We start from the raw sequence: 18589 nt of genomic DNA, 5'->3' as shown, positions 1-18589 counted from the left end.
GGGCGCAGGCCCGGCGGCAGGGAAGCACAGCAGTAAGGGAATGATGTGAAGCGAAGCAATCCGCTGTCACCGCTGTTGCTGGGAGCCTGCGGGCTCCTGGCCCTCAGTTCCACCTTGAGCCTGCCGGCAACGGCAGATGATGACATCGACCCACAACTGCGCACCATCGGGCCTTCGCTGCTACGCGACGCGCCCGATGCCGTCCCGGCCCGTCCACCCTCAGGACAGGCCGCCGACCATGGTGACCGCCTGGGTCTGGCCGAGGCGGTGCTTGCCGCCGCGCAGTGGCACCCGAGCGTTGCCGAAGCCATCGGCAATCTCTACAAGCAAGGCGAAGGCATCACCGTCGCCCGCGCTGGCTATTATCCGCAGTTGAGTGGCGGCCTGCGTGCCGGCTACGACACCGGCAACGGCAGTGACCGCGGCAGCCAGGCGCTGAATCTGTCGCTCAAACAGATGCTCTATGATTTCGGCAAAGTCGACAGTGCGGTGGATGCTGCACGTGCCGCTGCTGCCCGGGCCCAGGCCAACATTCTGCTGGTGATCGACGAACTGGCCCGCGATACCGCCTACGCCTGGATCGAAACCCGGCGCTACGAACAGCTGATGGTGATCGCTCGCGAGCAGATCCGTGGCGTCGGCGAGATCGCCGGCATGGCCCGGCAGCGCAGCGACATGGGCGCCAGCACTCGCAGCGACAGGGTCCAGGCCGAGTCCCGCGTCGAAGCCGCACGCGCCACTCTGGAAGAGTACCAGGCGCAGTACGAACGCTGGCGCTCGACCCTGGCGGCCCTGCTTGGGCGGGTCACCCCTCCGGCCCTGGCCGAGGAAGCCCCACCGGAGCTGGGCGGCGCCTGCAAACGTCCGGCCGCCGGCGACGACCGCCTGCCGGCCGTGCTCATGGCCCTTGCCCAGCGCGCCCAGTCCAAGGCCGAACTGGCCCAGGCCAAGGCCGAGGCCTACCCCACCCTGTCGCTGCAGCCGCAGGTCAACCATTACCTGGACAACGACTATGATCGCGACAACCGCCGCCTCGATCGTACCCAGGCCGGTATCTATCTGAATCTGGAGGTGCCGATCTACCAGGGTGGCGCCATCAATGCCCGAGCGCGGGCCGCCGGCCATGCCCTGAGCAGCGCCGACTCCGCCGAAGATGCCGCTCGCCTGCAGGCGCGACGCGGCTTGGCCGAGGCCATGGCGCAGACCTCCGGCCTCGGGCGACGCCTGCGCTCGCTGGAAGCGCGCCAGGTGAGCATCCAGGAAGCCCGCGTACTCTATGGCCGGCAATACCTTGACCTGGGCACCCGGCCGCTGCTCGACCTGCTCAACGCCGAACAGGAAATCTACCAGTCCCGCTTCGACCTCGCCGGCACGCGTTCCGACCTGCTGCGCCTGGATGTCGACTGCCTTTACAACACCGGGGCCCTGCGCACCGCCTTCGGGCTCGAAGGGCGCAACCTGCAAGGTGTGGAGATCGAGCCATGAACGATACCGTCAAACTGGCCCAGGCCGCACAGGCGCCGAGCGCCGAGCACCTGCTGGCCGAACGTCCCGATCTCGGGCCGTGGCTGGAAGTGATGCTGCAGGTCGCTCACCACTACCGCCTCGATGTGTCGCCCCAGCGTATCCGCCTGGCCGCAGTCGAGGACGCCCGTCCATTGGACGAAATCCTTCGGCACATGGCCCGCCAGGCCGGCCTCACCCTGCGCTTCGTGCGCTATGAGGCCAAAGCGCTGCGCCAATGGCGCACGCCGCTGGTATTGGAGCTGGACGATGGACAGCTGGCCAGCGTCGAGGCAGTCACCGAAGAAAACGAACTGGCCGTGGTCTTCGCCGGCGACCAGGGCCTGACCTCGCGCCTGCCTCGCCAGGCACTGGAAGGACGTATCGTGCGCGTGGCGTTGATGCGTCCGGCACGCCCGCTGCGCGACGTGCGCACCGACGACTACACCGCGCCCTACGACCGCCATTGGTTCGCCCGCATCGTGTTGCGCGATCTGCGCCCCTATGGCCAGGTGATGGTCGCATCCTTGGTGGCCAACGTGCTGGCCCTGGCTGGCGTGCTGTTTTCAATGCAGGTCTACGATCGGGTGATTCCCGCCGAGTCGCTGCCGACCCTGTACGTGCTGTTCGGTGGCGTGGTGCTGGCGTTGGTGTTCGACTTCAGCATGCGCCTGCTGCGCCTGAAGGTCACCGATCTGCTCGGCAAACGTGCCGACCTGCGCGTCTCCGACCTGGTCTATGGCCATGCCCTGCGCCTGCGCAACTCGGTGCGTCCGAAGTCCACGGGCTCGTTCATCTCGCAATTGCGCGAGCTGGAGTCGATCCGCGACCTGATCACTTCGAGCACCGCCACGGCCCTGGCCGACCTGCCGTTCTTCCTGTTGTTCCTGTTCGTATTCTGGCTGATCGGTGGGGTGCTGGTCCTGATCCCGGTCGTGGCGTTGCTGGCCATGATCCTGCCTGGGCTGCTGGCGCAGCGGCGCCTGGCGCGCCTGGCCAACGCGTCGATGCGCGAGTCGGCGCTGCGCAACGCCATGTTGGTGGAGAGCATCCAGGGCCTGGACGAAATCAAGGCGCTGCAGGCCGAAGCGCGTTTCGAGCGCCAGTGGAACCAGTACAACGCGGCCTGCGCACACACCAACCTGCGCCTTCGCACCCTCACCAACGGCTTGGTGACCTGGACCCAGAACGTCCAGGGGGCAGTGTTCGCCGTGGTGATCGTGATTGGCGCGCCGATGGTCATCGCCGGTGATCTGACCACCGGTAGCCTGGTAGCCGCCTCTATGCTGTCGTCACGGATGATGGCGCCGCTGGCGCAGCTGACCCACGTGCTGACCCGTTGGCAACAGGCCAAGGTAGCCTTGCAAGGGCTGGACAAGCTCATGCAGTCACCGGTCGATCATCCCGAGGGCGAGGCCCGTGTGCACCTGCCGGCGATTCGTGGCGAGTATGCGCTGCGCCAGGCCAATTTCCGCTACAGCGAAGAAACCTCGCCGGTGCTGAACATCGGCCAACTGGACATCAAGCCGGGCGAACGCATCGCCGTGCTGGGGCGCAACGGCGCCGGCAAGTCGACCCTGTTGCAAGCCCTGGGCGGCGCCATGGACCTGGTGGAAGGTGAAGTCACCCTGGACGGTATCGCCCTGGCCCACCTCGACCCAGCCGACCTGCGCCGCGACGTCGGCCTGCTACCGCAATATGCCCGTCTGTTCCATGGCACCTTGCGGGAAAACCTCACCCTTGGAGCTGGCCAGGCCAGCGATCAGGAACTGGTCGCAGCGTTGGCCGCTACCGGTGCCCTGGACTTCGTGCGGCGCCTGCCCAAAGGCATGGACCATCTGATCCTCGAAGGTGGCCTGGGCTTGTCCGGCGGACAGCGTCAGGCCCTGGTGCTGTCACGTCTGCTGGTCCGCCAACCGCAGGTGCTGCTGCTGGACGAGCCCACCGCGTCGCTGGACGACATGACCGAGCGCAAGCTGCTCGATAACCTCGAACGCTTCTGCCAGGGACGGACCCTGGTGATCGCCACCCATCGCCTCAGCGTGTTGCAACGGGTGGACCGGATCATCGTGCTCGATGGTGGGCGCATCGTCGTCGATGACCTGCGCGATGCCGCGTTGGCCAAGCTGCAAGGAGGCCAGGCATGAGCAACCACGAACTACCCGCCTCGTATCTCGATGGCCAGGACGACCAGGCGGTGTTGCGCGCCGGTCGCATCATCAGCATCTGCGCTGTCATGCTCGCCGCATTTCTGGGCTGGGCCGCCTGGTTCGAGGTGACCGAGGTGTCCACCGGCACCGGCAAGGTGATACCCAGTTCCCGCGAACAGGTGATCCAGTCGTTCGAAGGCGGCATCGTCGCCGAGATGAACGTGGCCGAGGGCGACCTGGTCGAGCGCGGCCAGGTCCTCGCCCAGCTCGATCCGACCAAGACCGCCTCCAGCGTGGGCGAAAGCGAGGCAAAGTATCGCGCTGCCACGGCCAGTGTGGCGCGCCTGCGCGCCGAAGTTACCGGCAAGCCGCTGAGCTTTCCCGACAGCCTGCGCGATTCACCCGAGCTGATCGAGACCGAAACCGCCCTGTACCAGACTCGTCGTCGCGGCTTGGAACAGACCCTTGCCGGCATCGAGGACTCGTTGCGGCTGGTGCGCAGCGAGCTGCAGATCACCGAGAACCTGGCCAAGATGGGAGCTTCGAGCCGGGTCGAGGTGATCCGCCTGAACCGCCAACGCTCGGAGTTGGAGCTCAAGGCCAACGAAGCCCGCTCCGACTACATGGTGCGCGCCCGCGAAGACCTGGCCAAAGCCAGTGCCGAGGCCGACAGTCTGGCCGAGGTGATCCGCGGGCGCAGCGATTCGCTGACGCGCTTGACCCTGCGCTCGCCAGTGCGCGGCATCGTCAAGGACATCGAGGTCAACACCCTGGGCGGGGTGGTGCAACCCGGTGGCCAGGTGATGAAGATCGTACCGATGGACGAGCGCCTGCTGATCGAAACCCGCATCGCCCCCCGCGACATCGCCTTCATCCATCCCGATCAGGCGGCCAAGGTGAAGATCAGTGCCTACGACTATTCGGTGTACGGTGGTCTGGATGGCAAGGTGGTGGGGATCTCGCCCGATACCCTGCAGGACGAAGTGAAGCCGGAAATCTACTACCGAGTGTTCATCCGCACCGAACAGGACAGCCTGCAGAACAAGGCCGGCAAACGCTTTTCGATCGTCCCAGGGATGGTCGCCACGGTAGATATCCGTACTGGCGAGAAGACCATTCTTGATTACCTGATCAAGCCATTGAACCGGGCCAGGGAGGCGCTGCGCGAGCGGTAGCGGATGGGGTGGGTTGGGAGGCATGGCGCTCGGCGGGCGAGTTGTGGGGGTGCGGATATCGAGCGCCGCGCGGGCGGCGCTCGATATCTGCCCCCCCACAACTCCCCAGCGCACACCCCGCACACACCCCGCGCACAAGCCTAAAGCCCACCCGATCCAGGCCGATAACCCGTTATTCCCCGACTCCCACGAAGGTCACCATGCCCACGCAAAATGCCCGCGCAGACTCTCTGTCGCTGCTGCTGTTCACATTGCGCAGCGGCAAGCTGATGGCAATCAATCTGCTCAAGGTGAGCGAAATCATCCCTTGCCCGCCTCTGACCCGGCTGCCGGAAGCACATCCGCACGTCAAGGGCGTGGCCACCCTGCGCGGTAACTCGCTATCGGTGATCGACCTGTCACGCGCCATTGGCGAACGCCCGCTGGCCGATCCGGACGGCGGTTGCCTGATCGTCACCGAGATCAGCCGCTCACGCCAGGGTTTGCACGTCCAGGCCGTGAGCCGCATCGTTCATTGCCTGAGCACCGACATCAAACCGCCACCGTTCGGCTCCGGCAGCCGCTCGTTCATCACCGGCGTGACCCGGGTGGACAACACCCTGGTGCAGGTACTGGACATCGAAAAGGTCATCCACGCCATTACCCCGCCCCCTCCTGAAGCCCACCCCGGTGCGCTCGGAGAAGAAGATGCCAGCCTTCTGGCTGCCGCCAATATCCTGGTGGTCGATGACAGCCAGGTCGCCTTGCAGCAATCGGTGCACACGTTGCGCAACCTCGGCATCGACTGCCACACCGCCCGCAGTGCCAAGGACGCGATCAACGTACTGCTGGAACTGCAAGGCACCGCCCAGGAAATCAATATCGTCGTCTCCGATATCGAAATGTCGGAAATGGATGGTTTCGCGTTCACCCGCACCCTGCGTGAAACCCCGGATTTCCAGCACCTGTACGTGCTGCTGCATACCTCGCTGGACAGCACCATGAGCGGCGAGAAGGCCAGGCAGGCCGGGGCCAATGCCATTCTCACCAAGTTTTCATCGCCGGAACTCACCGATTGCCTGGTGGTGGCCGCCCGCGCCGTGGTGTTCAGCGAGCGTTGACTACCCTGTCATAATTGACAGGTGAGGCACCTGCCGAGCCGCTGTTATATTCAGCGACAAACTCCCTGGCTCAGGGCCAGGGGTGTCTCGGGCATAATTCGCGCCCCTCGCATGCCTTTTGCCGGAATCGCGTATGAAGTTTCTTAGTTCTCTCCTGATTTCCTGTGCGTTGTTCAGTGGCCTCGCTCAAGCGTCCAGCAACCAAGCCTGGGCCGACTATCGCAAGACAGTGATCGATGCTTGCCTCAAGGCCAGCCAACTCAAAGGCGCCTACGTCCTCAGCACCTTCGCCGACTTCGACGACCAGGTCGGCATCAGCGCATTGCTGATCGAGGGGATGTACCCTCAGAAACACATGAACGGCAAGCGAGGCACCGAGCTGTGCCTGTACGACCGCGAGAAGAATGTGGCCGCGGTCAGCGAGTGGGACCTCAAGGTCGACGTCAGCAAGTCATAGTTCGGCAAACCATCGCCAGAGGCTCTAGCACGGGACAATCCCGCGCTTTTGCGGTCGTTCGCCGCGTTATAGTTACCTTTTGCGCAATAGTGCTTATCGCGCCGGGTGCTGTTTCCCCGGGCTGGGAGCGATTAACTTAGTCCCTGTCCTCATAGCACTTGCATCGCAAGAAGGTAAGTAACAAATGTCCAACAGTATGGGTGTTGCCAGCGTTTTCATTCTGTCTTCCCTGTTGTTGTCGCCCCTGGCCATGGCCGAAGAATCCCCGGCTTTCGTTGCCCGCAATGCCGAGCTCGCTGCGGTTCACCAACAAGCCCGTGAAGCCGTCGCACAACAGGCACCTGCCGTAAAAGCCCCGCAACAGACAGCCTCTAAAACCAGCCAAGATGCTAATCTCGACGGCTGAGCGTGGCCGACCCGCGTTTGCGTTTTCCCTCCGCTAGCGCATGGGCACCCTCGGTGTCCCTATGTTAGCCTTTTAAAGCCGCTGCCGATCAGCGGCTTTTTTTATGTGCGCTCCGAGCGTCTCATTGCTAACAAGAAAGTTGCACATTCAAAAATAAGAGCTGTCACACCGTCAGACCAAAGGAGCTAGTACCGGTGCCTTCCGCGTTTCGTTTCACCCCGCTTTTCCTTGCATTATCCGCAACTATTCCTTGCACCGCTCAGGCAGATGAAGTCCCAGCAGAGGGCTTCATCGAGGGTTCTTCGCTGAACCTGCATCTGCGTAACGCTTACTTCAACCGCGACAACCACAACACTGGCAAGCACGACATGCGCGAATGGGGCCAAGGCGCGGTCCTGCGCTTCGAGTCGGGTTACACCCCAGGCACTGTAGGCTTTGGCCTCGACGCCCATGCCATGCTGGGATTGAAACTCGACGGCGGCGGCGGCCATGCAGGCAGCAGCATCCTGCCGATCCACCAGAAGAACGAGGATGAACTGGGCGCCGCCCCTCACTCATTCTCCACTGCTGGTGCGGCGCTCAAGATCAAGGCCTTCGACACTGAACTCAAGGCCGGCGACCTGTTTCTCACCAATCCAGTGATCGCCGGCGGCGAGACGCGCATGCTGCCGCAGACCTTCCGCGGCTTCAGCCTGACCAACACCAGCGTCGACGGCCTGCTGCTCGAAGGTGGCCAGGTCAGTTTCACCAAGCCGTACAACCAGAGCGGCCACCGCCGCATCGACACCTTCTACGGCCTGCTGGACGACAATGCCAAGAGCAAGCACCTGAACTGGGCAGGCCTGTCGTGGAGCGGCACCGAGAACATCACCGCCAACCTGTACGCGTCCGAGCTCAAGGACATCTGGAACCAGTACTACGCCGACTTCGACTACACCTACGTGGTCAACGACAGGGTCAGCCTCAACCCGGGCGTGCACTTCTATCACACCCAGGACACCGGCCAGGCGCTGCTCGGCAAGATCGTCAACAACACCTACAGCGTTCACTTCACCGTCAACGCCGGCTATCACAGCGTCACTGCCGCCTACCAGCGGGTCAACGGCGATACGCCGTTCGACTACATCAACCAGGGCGACAGCGTGTACCTGGACAACTCGCGCATGTATTCGGACTTCAACGCCCCGAACGAGCGCTCGTGGAAACTGCAGTACGACTACAACTTCGCCGGACTCGGCATTCCTGGCCTGACGTCGTCGCTGTCGTACTCGCGCGGTGAAGCCGACCTGAGCAAGGTTGATCAGGACAACCAGCACTACAACTATTACTACAATGCCAATGGCAAGAATGCTACGCACTGGGAACGCGACCTGGACGTCAAGTACGTGTTCCAGGAAGGCGAGCTGAAGGACCTGTCGGTGCAGCTGCGCTACGCCACCCATCGCGGCGGCCAAGGGTACTGGGCTGCCGACGCGAGCAAGGACAACGACGAGCTGCGGGTGATCGTCGACTATCCGCTGAACATCTTCTAAGCCCCATTTTTGCCGCCCTGGAGCGCTACAGCGCCTCACCCATCGAACGCCGCGCAGGCGGCGCTCGATGGGTGCACCAGCGTAGAACGCCAGATAACCACCCGGAACCACCGCCACCTCCCTAAAAGCGACGCCACTTCATCGGATACCCCCTTCCGAGCTTGTTAGACAAACCCCGCTTCCCTAAAATGTCGCGCGCTGCATCAGGCCCTGCCACCGCATTAGCGAGCATGCTCATCCGATCATCGCGTTTCGCCGTCTACAGGTCGCACCCGGAGCTGATCCTTACCGTGGGCAGTTGCCTCGCCGTGCTCGCTATCGTGGCCATCGTCGGTTATCTGCTGATGCGCGAACGGGTGAACGTCGAACAGTCGGCCGTGCGCTCGTCGAACAACATCGTCCAGCTCATCGAGAGCGACATCCTGCGTAACGTCGAACTCTACGACCACTCTCTACAGGAGCTGGTCTGGGCGGTGAGCCGCAAGGAACTGCGGGAAATGCCCGAGGTGCTGCGCCAGCACCTGCTGTTCAACCACGCCATCGACCGCAAGCGTGGCGACGTGCTCTGGGTCGATAAACAAGGCAACGTGGTCGGCGACTCCACCCGCACCGACGCCCCCTCGCTCAACCTCACCGACAGCAGCGTGTTCCAGGCGCATTTGCACAATGCCGGCCTCGGTCTGCTGGTCGGCCCACCGTTCAAATCCCAGTTGGCCAACCAAGCGTGGAGTATCAGCTTCAGCCGACGCATCGATGATGCTGACGGCCGATTCGCTGGCGTGGCAGTCGGCGCCTTGCGGCTGTCCTACTTCAGCAAACTGTTCCAGCGCCTGGAAATCGGCGAAAACAGCAGCGTCAACCTGCTCAACACCGACGGCCAGTTGCTTGCCCGGCAACCCATGCGCCCACAAGATCCGCCGCTAGGGTCCAATTTCGCCGCATATCCCAACTTCAAACGTATCCTCAGCCAGCACTCCGGCAGCTTCTCCGCGCAATCAGGATTGTTCGGAGAGCAGCGCATGTATACCTTCGCCCAGGTCGGCAACCTGCCATTGATCGTATTGGTAGTGCATGCCCGAGACGAAGTGTTCCAGCCCTGGCGGCGCACGGCCCTGTTGGTCGGGGTGGCTACCGGCCTGCTGTGCATTGGCATCCTCTGGCTGACGCTGCTGCTGGGCCGTGAACTGCGCCGCCGCCAACTGGCCGAGCAAGGCCTGGCGACCCTCGCCGCCACTGACAGTCTCACCGGCCTGTCTAACCGGCGACGCCTCGACCAGGTGCTACGCCAGGAATGGGCACGCGCCCAACGCAACCGCCAGCCGCTGGCGGTACTGATGGTGGATGTGGATCATTTCAAGGCTTTCAACCAACGTCACGGCCATGCGGGGGGTGACCATGCACTGCGCGAGGTGGCCAAGACCATCGAGCGCTGCATTCGCCGGCCTGCCGATCTGGCGGCTCGCTACGGAGGTGAGGAGTTTCAGGTGGTGTTGCCGGAAACCGATCTGGCCGGTGCTCAGCTGCTTGCTGAGCGGATCCGCGCCAGCGTCGCGGCCTTGGCGCCCTTGGGTGAAGACACTCACTCGGTGACAGTGAGCATCGGCATCGGGTTATACAGACCTGGCACCCAGGACGATCTGGCGAGCGTACTGGGTGCCGCGGACGAAGCGGCCTACCGGGCCAAGGCCAAAGGCCGTAACCGGGTAGAGGGGCCCACCGCTTAGGAGCGGGCGCGGGCGGCGTCGCGCAAGGCCTTGACCTGGTCATGGTTGCGCTGCACGCCCTGTAACTGCCGCTCGACCAAGGCATAGGCATCATCGGTAGCAGTGCGACCGTGCTTGACCAGCTTTTCCCGCGCTTCCTTGTAGGCTTTCAGCGCATGGTCCTCGCCACGTTCCACTTCGTTGAGCACGGCCTCCTCGCTTTTGCCGGTTACCATCGACTTAAGGTTGACCCAGCCACGATGCAGGTCACCGCTAACACTGGTCGAGGTTTCCGGGTCGCCACCCAGGCGACGGACTTCGCTCTGCAGTTCGGCGGCCGCATTGGCGCATTCACCGGCACGCTGCACGAAGAAAGCTTTCAATTCAGGATTCTTGACGTCATCGGCCGACTCCTTGAAACCCTTCTCGCCGTCCTTGCTGTACTCGATCAGATCGTTCAGTACATCGATCACGTCTTGGTTGGGGTTGCTCATGGCTTGCACTCCTAGGCAGGTGATAGTCACCAGGAGAATTGCAGTTGCCATGCCAAATCCAGACAAAGAATAAAATTCTTGAAAAACAAAGAGTTATATAAAACTACGGAGGCTACCCAAGCGGCGTTCTGCATGATCGCCGCTTGGGTGCTCGTGCAGTTTGCAGTATGGTCGGCTTTTTCCTTCACCAGGCCCGCCGATGAAACCCGAGATGTTGGAACTGCTGGTCACCCGGAGCATGCCCTTTGGCAAGTACCAGGGTCGAGTCATCGCCGATTTGCCCGGCGACTATCTCGCCTGGTTCGCCCGTAAGGGATTTCCGAAAGGTGAATTGGGCGGGTTGTTGGCATTGATGCACGAGGTCGACCACAACGGCCTGGCCGACCTGCTGATACCCTTACGCCAGAAACATCAGCGCTGATATCTTCGCGGGCAGCCCGCGAAGAGGCCATAGAAGGCAGTCGATCGTTTCAGCCCTTGACCGGTGCCACCGCTAACTCCACCTGCTCCCCTTTCTTGATCAACGCGTACACCACCGCTGTCACCAGACTACCGGCAACGATCGCCAACAGGTACAACAGCGCGTGGTTGATCGCGTTGGGAATGAGCAACACGAACAGGCCGCCATGGGGCGCCATCAGCTTGCAGCCGAAGTACATCGACAATGCCCCGGTCAATGCGCCGCCAGCGATGCTCGCCGGAATCACCCGCAGCGGGTCCTTGGCGGCAAACGGGATAGCCCCTTCGGAAATAAAGCACAGACCCAGCGCCAGGGCCGCCTTACCCGCCTCACGCTCGCTCTGGGCGAACTTGCGCCGAGCCAGGAAGGTGGCGATGCCCAAGCCGATTGGCGGCACCATGCCAGCAGCCATGGTAGCGGCCATCGGCGCATAGCTGGATGACGCCAGCAGGCCGACCGAGAAGGCGTAGGCAGCCTTGTTGATCGGACCGCCCAGGTCGACGCACATCATCCCGCCCAGCAACAGGCCGAGAAGGATGGCGTTGGTGGTGCCCATGCTGTCGAGGAAATGCGTCAACCCGACCAGCATCGCCGCCACCGGCTGACCGACCACGTAGATCATCACCAGCCCGGTGAACAGGCTGGCAAGCAGCGGAATGATGAGGATCGGTTTCAGTGCCTCCAGGCTGCTCGGCAGTCGCACCCAACGGGCAATCGCTTTGGCGCTGTAACCGGCCAGGAAGCCGGCGACGATACCGCCGATGAAACCTGCGCCCAAGGTGCTGGCCAACAGTCCACCGATCATCCCCGGCGCGAGGCCTGGGCGGTCGGCGATCGACCAGGCGATATAGCCCGCCAGCAGCGGCACCATCAGTTTGAACGCCGCCTCTCCACCGATCTGCATCAATGCCGCGGGCAAGGTGTTCGGCTCCTTGTAAGCCTCGATGCCGAACACGAACGACAACGCGATCAGCAAGCCACCGGCCACCACCATCGGCAACATGAACGACACGCCGGTCAGCAGATGCTTGTACACCCCGGTTTTCTCGGCCTGGGCGGAGCCAGGCGCGTCAGCGGCATCGTTGGCGCTTTCCGGCTTGGCCTCGCGCAAGGCCTTGTCCAGGGTCGCGCCGGGCTGTTTGAGGGCAATGCCGGTGCCGCAGCGGTAGATGCGCTTGCCGGCGAAACGGGCGGTGGGTACCTCGATGTCGGCGGCGAGCAGCACCACATCGGCCTCATCGATGGCCTGGGCCGACAGCGGATTGCGTGCGCCGACCGAACCCTGAGTCTCGACGTTCAAGGTGTAACCCAATTGTTGGGCCGCTTGCTGCAGGGCCTCGGCGGCCATGAAGGTGTGCGCGACCCCCGTGGGGCAAGCCGTGACCGCGACGATGCGTGTCCGGGCCTCGGGCAGTGGCTCTTGTGCCTGGGCCGGCACCGCCTCGAGCAACGTCGCGCCCTGCGCGGCCTCGTCGAGAAAACCTTCGCGGTCGGCCAGTGCCTGGGCCGGTGTGCTCTGATAGACGCGCTTGCCAACGAAGCGATCCAGTGCCACCGGGCCGGTGCCGACCACCAACACCCAGTCGGCATCGGCGATCTGCGTCGCGCTCAACTGGCGCTCGGGATGCTCGGCATCCTGCACTTCGACACAGGTCCGCCATCCACGTCGCTGCGCTGCCGCTGCCAGCAGACGGGCACTGAGAATACTGGACACCTGACCGTTGGGGCAGGCGGTAACGATGGCGATGTTCATCGGCAACCCTCTTGTTGTTCTGTCAGGCGCACCTGGGTTTCGAAGCGGGCCAGTTGCTCGCGGTCACGGATGCCGAAGCCGACCTGGCTGACCGCCTGCGCGGCGATCGCCGTGGCCCGGCGCAAGGTCTGTGCCGCAGGCTCGGCCTGCAACAGGCCATGGACCATGCCTGCCACAAGCGAGTCGCCCGCTCCCACGGTGCTGGCGACCTGCACCCGGGGCGGCAAGGCCTGCAGGGCAAGGTCGGCGGCAAACCAGCACACGCCTTTCTCGCCATCGGACACCACCACATGCTCGATGCCCTGGGCCAGCAACTGCTCGGCCGCACCGCGCTGCTCCGCCGGGCCATGCACCTGCACGCCGAGCAGATCGCCCAGCTCCTCGGTATTGGGCTTGACCAGCCAAGGCACGCTGTCGAGCCCGGCTTTCAGCGCCTGGCCGCTGCTGTCGAGGGCGACCTTGAGGCCCAGGCCCTTGAGTTGAGCGAGCAACTGGCCGAACCACTGCGCACTGATGCCGCGAGGCAGACTGCCGGCCACCACCACCGCCGCATGCCCGGGCGCCACCTGCAGCAACCGCCGCATCAGCGCACTGCACGCGGCTTCGTCGACTTCCGGTCCCGGGCCATTGATATCGGTGACCCGCCCATCGGCCTCGACCAGCTTGATGTTGCTGCGGCTCTCGCCGGGCACTCGCACGAAGCAATCGGCGAAACCGCGCCAGGCGATCAAGTCTTCGAACGGTTGCAGATTGTCCTGGCCGAGAAAGCCCGCGACGGTGACGCTGTGCCCCAGGTCGGCCAGCACCTGGGCGACGTTCAGGCCCTTGCCGGCGGCATGGCTGTGCTGGGCCAGGGCACGGTTGACCGCCCCAGCGCGCAGGGTGTCCAGGCCGATGGTGATATCCAGCGCCGGGTTGAGGGTCAGGGTGAGAATCTTGGCCATGTCAGAAGCGCTCCACCAGCGCGCGAACCGCCGCGGCGCTGTCTTGTTGCAGGGCCTCGCGCGCCAGGGCGCGGGCCGTCTGGTGATCGGCCTGGCGAACCAAGGCCTTGACTTCAGCGATGCTCGGGGCGGCAACGCTCAGTTCATCGACGTCCAGGCCGAGCAGCACCGCCACCGCTTGCGGGTCGGCGGCCAGCTCGCCGCACACACCGACCCACTTGCCGTGGGCATGGGCAGCGCGCACGGTCATGTCGATCAGGCTCAGCACCGCCGGATGCAGGCCATCGGCCTGGGCCGAAAGGCTCGGATGGCCGCGGTCGATGGCCAGGGTGTACTGGGTCAGGTCGTTGGTGCCGATGCTGAAGAAGTCGACTTCCTGGGCCAGTTGCGACGCCAGCAACGCAGCCGACGGTACCTCGACCATGATGCCGAGTTGCAGGTCGGCGACCGGGATTTCGTCGCGCAGGCGCTCGACCATGGCCCGCGCCTGACGCCACTCGTGCACCTGTCCGACCATCGGGAACATGATCCGCAGCGGACGCCGGTCGGCAGCGCGCAGCAGGGCGCGTAGTTGGTCTTCCATGATCTGCGGGCGTTGCAGGGTCAGGCGCACGCCGCGCACGCCAAGGAAGGGATTGTCTTCCGCAGCGATGGGCCAGTACGGCAATGGCTTGTCGCCGCCCACATCGAGGGTGCGCACCACCAGCGGCCGGCCCGCCAAGCCGTCGAGCACGCGGCGGTACTCGGCTTCCTGGGTAGCCACGTCCGGGGCCTGGGAGTGGGCCATGAAGATCAGTTCGGTACGCAGCAGGCCAATACCTTCGGCGCCCTGCTCGACCACCTTGTCGATGACGCTGCTGTCGCCGATGTTGGCGAATACTTCGACGGCATGGCCGTCGCGGGTCACGGCTGGCTCGTGGCGGTTGGCCCAGGCCGCCTGCAAGCGTCGTTCACGCAGTTCGCGCTCGGCCAGGGCACGCTCCAGCACATCGGCCGAAGGCGCGACCTGTACCTGCCCGCGCTGGCCGTCGAGCAACAACGGCGTGTCGCTGTCGAGCAGCAGGATCTCAGGCCCGGCCCCGACCACGGCGGGAATACCCAGGGCTCGGGCGACGATGGCGCTATGCGCAGTGGCACCGCCGTAGGCGGTGACGATGCCTGTGACCCGCGCCGGATCCAGGCGAGCGACATCGGACGGGCCGACTTCGGCCATCACCAGCACATAAGGTTGCTCGGGTTCGGCCTGGTCCTGCACACCACACAGCTGAGCCAGGACCCGTCGGCCGATGTCGCGCAGGTCGGCAGCGCGCTCGGCCAGCAGCGCGTCGTGCAACGCCTCCTGTTGCCGAGCCGCCGCTTCGATCACGCTCATCCAGGCCGCTGCGGCACTTTCTCCCTGGGCCAGGCGCTGCTCGGCGTCATCGGCCAGGGCCGGGTCGGCGAGCATCTCTTGATGGGTAATGAAAATCTCGCCAATCGCCTTGTCACTGCGCTGCACCAAGGCATCGAGTTCGTCGTGCACCGCCGTCAGCGCCTCGCGTAGCTTGAGGCGTTCCTGAGCAGGAGACTCACCGCGCAGCGGGTAGTCGATGGCCTTTTCGACGCAGACCAACGCCGGGCCGCAGGCGATGCCCGGGGCCGCGCCGACCGCCTGGATCAGGCTGCCCGGCAACGGCGCTACGGGGTCGGCGTCAGGCAGGCTTGGCTCGGGCTCGGCGGCGGTCGGCAAGGGCTCGACTTCCTCGCCCAGGCCTTGCTCGATGGCAGCCTGCAACATAGGCAGCGCCTGCTCGGCAACCGAGGGCTCGGCCACCAGCTCGAGTACCTGGCCCCGTCGGGCACCGAGGCCGAGCAGCTTGCTCAGACTCTTCACCGAGACCGCCGGCTGGCCGCTGTCGACCAGGCGTACACGGATCTCACCGTCGAATCCCTTGGCCAACTGGGCCAGCACCTTGGCCGGACGGGCATGCAGGCCATGGGCGTTGGCCAACACCTGGCGCACGCTTGGCCAGTCGCTTGGCGCGTCGGCGCCCAAGACTTCGAGCACGGCACGGCTGCTGGTTGCCTGGTAGAGCATTTGCCCACGGCCTTCGATCAGCACCTCGCACAGGCGCTCGAGCAACGCCTGGTGCCCAGCACCGAGGCTGGCCAGGCAGAACAGGCCGTTGAGCGGCTGATCGCGGTATCGCAAGGGCTGCTGCGGAGTGAGGAAGGCCAGTCCCGGCTGGCGGACCTGGCGTTCGCTGTTCAACCACCACAGGCCTTCGCCCAGCGGCAGCGGCTCGGCCTGCTGCAACACGGCGGCAAAGCCTGGGTCGACGCAACCGGCGCGTTGCAAAAGGCGTGCGCCGCGCCAGGCCAGCTCATCGAAATCCTCGGCCGGCAGGTTCAGCCCCACCAGCTGGGCGTCCAGGGCTAGCGCCTGGGGCGCGCCCTGCAGCAACTTGAGCAGCGCCTCGGCAGACGTCGCCCGGCGCAGCGCTTCGGCCAGGTCGGTTTCGCCCAGGGCTCGGGTGAGCAACTGCAGGAGCCGCAGATGTTCGTCGGAGCGCGCGGCGATGCCGATCGCCAGGTAGACGATCTGGCCGTCGCCCCAGTCCACACCTTCGGGAAACTGCAGCAGACGGACGCCGGTGGCATACACCAGGTCGCGAGTCTGTGGCGTGCCATGGGGAATGGCGATGCCCTGGCCAAGGAACGTCGAACCTTGTGCCTCACGGGCCTGCAGCCCCTCCAGGTAACCGTCGGCCACCAGGCCATCGGCGACCAGGCGTGCGGCCATCAGGCGCAACGCCTCAGCCTTGTCGGTGGCCGACTGGCCCATGGCGATCTGCTCCTTGGCGAGCTCGAGCATGACCTTCTCCTTTTCCAGCCCCAGGTCGGGTACTGAGGTATTGTTGTGAATTTCAGGCGAATGGCCAGTAGGATGGCCGTTAGCAGGCTGTCTTGGCGGCAGAAAAAAGCCTGCTGAAACGTTTAATCTGATCAGGTGGTCACGGTACTCGATAATCTTCCGACGAAAAAGCCCCATCCTGTCGGACAATTGCGACAATGGTCGCCTGCGCGGGGTGCATCGACTGGGTCAAACTACCCGGTCAGGGCTCGCCGCCAGCCCCGGTAACAACAAGGAAAATTCGGTGAAACTCAGCGATATCGCCCGTCTGGCCGGTGTGTCCGTGACCACTGCCAGTTACGTCATCAATGGCAAGGCCGAACAGCAGCGCATCAGCAACAGCACTGTCGAGCGCGTGCGGGCCGTGGTCGAGGCCCATGGCTTCACGCCCAACCCCCAAGCCGCCGGCCTGCGCAGCCGCCACACGCGGACCTTGGGCTTCATTCTCCCGGATCTGGAGAACCCGAGCTATGCGCGCATCGCCAAGCAGCTCGAACAAGGCGCCCGCGCCCGGGGTTACCAATTACTGATCGCCAGCAGCGATGACCAGCCCGACAGCGAACGCCAGTTGCAGCAGCTGTTCCGTGCCCGGCGTTGCGATGCACTGTTCGTCGCCAGTTGCCTGCCAGCACAGGACGACAGCTACCGCGAACTGCAGGACAAGGGCCTGCCGGTGATCGCCATCGACCGGCGCCTGGATCCGGCGCACTTCTGTTCGGTGATCAGCGACGACCTCGATGCCAGCCGGCAACTGACCGAAAGCCTGCTGAACACCGCACCACGCAGCATCGCGTTGATCGGCGCGCGACCGGAACTGTCAGTCAGCCAGGCCCGCGCCGGTGGCTTCGACCAGGCCCTGGAGGGCAAAGAACTGGAAGTGCGGCGCTATCAGGGCGAAGCCTTCAGCCGTGAGTGCGGCCAGCGTCTGATGCAGCGGCTGATCGATGAATTGGGCGGCCTCCCAGATGCCTTGGTGACCACCTCCTATGTGCTGTTGCAAGGGGTGTTCGACGCCTTGCAAGCGCGCCCGGCTGGCGAGCGCCAGCTGCAGTTGGGCACTTTTGGTGACAACCAGTTGCTCGACTTCCTGCCCCTGCCGGTGAACGCCATGGCCCAGCAGCACGCGCAGATCGCCGCCACGGCCCTGGAGCTGGCCCTGGCGGCAATCGAGGAAAAACGCTACGAACCGGGTGTGCATGCCATCGGTCGAACGTTCAAGCAACGTATCGCCAAGGCCTGAGCATGCGTCTGATCGACACCCACACCCACCTCGACTTCCCCGACTTCGACGCCGACCGCACGCGCTTGCTGGACAACGCGGCGGCGCGCGGGGTGGAGCGCATGGTGGTGCTGGGTGTCTTCCAGGGTAATTTCCAGCGGGTCTGGGACCTGGCCTGTGCCGATCGACGCCTGGTCGCCGCTCTGGGCCTGCACCCTATCTACCTTGACCAACATCGTCCCGAGCATGTGCTCGAGTTGCGCCAATGGCTCGAACGCCTGCGCGGCGACCGGCGCCTGTGCGCCGTGGGCGAGTTCGGCCTGGACTACTACGTCGAGACCCTGGACCGCCAACGCCAACAGGACCTGTTCGAAGCCCAACTGCAGATGGCATGCGACTTCCAACTGCCGGCATTGCTGCACGTGCGCCGCAGCCATGCCCAGGTCATCGCCACGCTCAAGCGCTACAAGCCAAGCCGCGCTGGCGTGATCCACGCCTTCGCCGGCAGTTACGAAGAAGCCCGTGAGTACATCAGGCTGGGCTTCAAGCTTGGCCTGGGCGGTGCCGCGACCTGGCCGCAGGCGCTGCGCCTGCGCAAGACCATCGCCCGACTACCGCTGGACAGCGTGGTGCTGGAAACGGATGCCCCCGACATGGCACCGGCCATGTTTCCTGGGGTGCGCAACAGCCCCGAACATCTACCGGAAATCGCCGCAGCGCTGGCCAGCGTGATGGCGGTGGATGTCGAGGTGCTGGCCGATGCCAGCACACGCAATGCCCTGGCGCTTTTCGACTGACGA

Annotated in this window: 15 protein-coding genes; 11 read left to right on the top strand and 4 right to left on the bottom strand. The window is 64.5% G+C overall.

Translation table 11 applies throughout. The features are described from left to right. Positions 1–45: 45 nt before the first annotated feature. The 8 genes from KY379_RS02225 to KY379_RS02190 all read left to right on the top strand — a co-directional run bounded on the left by KY379_RS02225 (position 46) and on the right by KY379_RS02190 (position 10047). On the top strand, positions 46–1485 hold the full coding sequence (locus KY379_RS02225; RefSeq protein WP_133332088.1) for a TolC family outer membrane protein: 1440 nt from the start codon (positions 46–48) through the stop codon (positions 1483–1485). Further along, positions 1482–3650: a type I secretion system permease/ATPase gene (locus tag KY379_RS02220; RefSeq protein ID WP_261240809.1), complete on the top strand. Its 2169-nt coding sequence runs from the start codon at positions 1482–1484 to the stop codon at positions 3648–3650. Before KY379_RS02225 ends, KY379_RS02220 begins: the two co-directional genes overlap by 4 nt. Next, a complete protein-coding gene (locus KY379_RS02215; protein ID WP_261240810.1) occupies positions 3647–4828 on the top strand; it encodes an HlyD family type I secretion periplasmic adaptor subunit in 1182 nt (393 codons plus the stop codon). The genes KY379_RS02220 and KY379_RS02215 overlap by 4 nt, the downstream gene beginning before the upstream one ends. Positions 4829–5028: 200 nt before the next feature. Next, positions 5029–5928 (top strand): chemotaxis protein, encoded by a 900-nt coding sequence (locus tag KY379_RS02210; protein WP_133332091.1) that lies wholly within the window; start codon positions 5029–5031, stop codon positions 5926–5928. Between the two features lie 133 nt (positions 5929–6061). Continuing rightward, a complete protein-coding gene (locus KY379_RS02205) occupies positions 6062–6385 on the top strand; it encodes a hypothetical protein (protein ID WP_196171898.1) in 324 nt (107 codons plus the stop codon). Between the two features lie 184 nt (positions 6386–6569). After that, positions 6570–6791, top strand: coding sequence for a hypothetical protein (locus tag KY379_RS02200; RefSeq protein ID WP_133332093.1), 222 nt, complete (start codon positions 6570–6572; stop codon positions 6789–6791). Between the two features lie 194 nt (positions 6792–6985). Continuing rightward, complete coding sequence (locus KY379_RS02195; protein WP_261240811.1) at positions 6986–8323, top strand: OprD family porin; 1338 nt, start codon at positions 6986–6988, stop codon at positions 8321–8323. Between the two features lie 230 nt (positions 8324–8553). Then, a complete protein-coding gene (locus tag KY379_RS02190) occupies positions 8554–10047 on the top strand; it encodes a sensor domain-containing diguanylate cyclase (protein ID WP_261240812.1) in 1494 nt (497 codons plus the stop codon). Here KY379_RS02190 and KY379_RS02185 read toward each other — a convergent pair. After that, the gene (locus tag KY379_RS02185) at positions 10044–10520 is read right to left on the bottom strand and encodes a ferritin-like domain-containing protein (protein ID WP_133332096.1); all 477 of its coding nucleotides are present in this window, start codon (positions 10518–10520) and stop codon (positions 10044–10046) included. The genes KY379_RS02190 and KY379_RS02185 overlap by 4 nt on opposite strands. 199 nt (positions 10521–10719) lie before the next feature. Here KY379_RS02185 and KY379_RS02180 point away from each other — a divergent pair, with 199 nt between their 5' ends. After that, entirely contained in the window at positions 10720–10941 is a 222-nt protein-coding gene (locus tag KY379_RS02180) for a DUF3820 family protein (RefSeq protein ID WP_133332097.1), read from the top strand. Between the two features lie 49 nt (positions 10942–10990). Here KY379_RS02180 and KY379_RS02175 read toward each other — a convergent pair whose 3' ends face one another. The 3 genes from KY379_RS02175 to ptsP are packed head-to-tail and all read right to left on the bottom strand — an operon-like array spanning position 10991 to position 16531. Further along, positions 10991–12733, bottom strand: a complete 1743-nt coding sequence (locus KY379_RS02175) for a PTS fructose-like transporter subunit IIB (RefSeq protein ID WP_261240814.1) — start codon at positions 12731–12733, stop codon at positions 10991–10993. Continuing rightward, a complete protein-coding gene (gene pfkB / locus KY379_RS02170; protein WP_133332099.1) occupies positions 12730–13677 on the bottom strand; it encodes a 1-phosphofructokinase in 948 nt (315 codons plus the stop codon). The genes KY379_RS02175 and pfkB overlap by 4 nt, the downstream gene beginning before the upstream one ends. Before the next feature lies 1 nt (position 13678). Further along, positions 13679–16531 (bottom strand): phosphoenolpyruvate--protein phosphotransferase, encoded by a 2853-nt coding sequence (gene ptsP, locus KY379_RS02165; RefSeq protein ID WP_261240816.1) that lies wholly within the window; start codon positions 16529–16531, stop codon positions 13679–13681. Positions 16532–16814: 283 nt separating this feature from the next. On the opposite strand from ptsP, the gene cra reads away from it, so the two are divergent. Together cra and KY379_RS02155 are read left to right on the top strand one after the other, a co-directional pair. Next, positions 16815–17810, top strand: coding sequence for a catabolite repressor/activator (cra, locus tag KY379_RS02160; RefSeq protein WP_261240818.1), 996 nt, complete (start codon positions 16815–16817; stop codon positions 17808–17810). A gap of 2 nt (positions 17811–17812) precedes the next feature. Then, complete coding sequence (locus KY379_RS02155) at positions 17813–18586, top strand: TatD family hydrolase (RefSeq protein WP_133332102.1); 774 nt, start codon at positions 17813–17815, stop codon at positions 18584–18586. Positions 18587–18589: the final 3 nt, after the last annotated feature.

It is taken from the genome of Pseudomonas sp. HD6422, assembly GCF_025377065.1.
Classification (GTDB): Bacteria; Pseudomonadota; Gammaproteobacteria; order Pseudomonadales; family Pseudomonadaceae; genus Aquipseudomonas; species Aquipseudomonas putida_U.
The sequence above is the reverse complement of the archived record's forward strand: the minus strand, read 5'-3'. Positions and strand labels throughout refer to the sequence as shown.

Excerpts from the sequence above, each read along its gene's own strand:
- KY379_RS02180 (WP_133332097.1), top strand. The coding sequence starts at position 10,720 with ATGAAACCCGAGATGTTGGAACTGCTGGTCACCCGGAGCATGCCCTTT.
- KY379_RS02175 (WP_261240814.1), bottom strand. The coding sequence starts at position 12,733 with ATGAACATCGCCATCGTTACCGCCTGCCCCAACGGTCAGGTGTCCAGT.
- KY379_RS02155 (WP_133332102.1), top strand. The coding sequence starts at position 17,813 with ATGCGTCTGATCGACACCCACACCCACCTCGACTTCCCCGACTTCGAC.
- KY379_RS02220 (WP_261240809.1), top strand. The coding sequence starts at position 1,482 with ATGAACGATACCGTCAAACTGGCCCAGGCCGCACAGGCGCCGAGCGCC.
- KY379_RS02200 (WP_133332093.1), top strand. The coding sequence starts at position 6,570 with ATGTCCAACAGTATGGGTGTTGCCAGCGTTTTCATTCTGTCTTCCCTG.
- pfkB (WP_133332099.1), bottom strand. The coding sequence starts at position 13,677 with ATGGCCAAGATTCTCACCCTGACCCTCAACCCGGCGCTGGATATCACC.
- KY379_RS02190 (WP_261240812.1), top strand. The coding sequence starts at position 8,554 with ATGCTCATCCGATCATCGCGTTTCGCCGTCTACAGGTCGCACCCGGAG.
- KY379_RS02215 (WP_261240810.1), top strand. The coding sequence starts at position 3,647 with ATGAGCAACCACGAACTACCCGCCTCGTATCTCGATGGCCAGGACGAC.
- KY379_RS02185 (WP_133332096.1), bottom strand. The coding sequence starts at position 10,520 with ATGAGCAACCCCAACCAAGACGTGATCGATGTACTGAACGATCTGATC.
- KY379_RS02205 (WP_196171898.1), top strand. The coding sequence starts at position 6,062 with ATGAAGTTTCTTAGTTCTCTCCTGATTTCCTGTGCGTTGTTCAGTGGC.
- KY379_RS02210 (WP_133332091.1), top strand. The coding sequence starts at position 5,029 with ATGCCCACGCAAAATGCCCGCGCAGACTCTCTGTCGCTGCTGCTGTTC.
- ptsP (WP_261240816.1), bottom strand. The coding sequence starts at position 16,531 with ATGCTCGAGCTCGCCAAGGAGCAGATCGCCATGGGCCAGTCGGCCACC.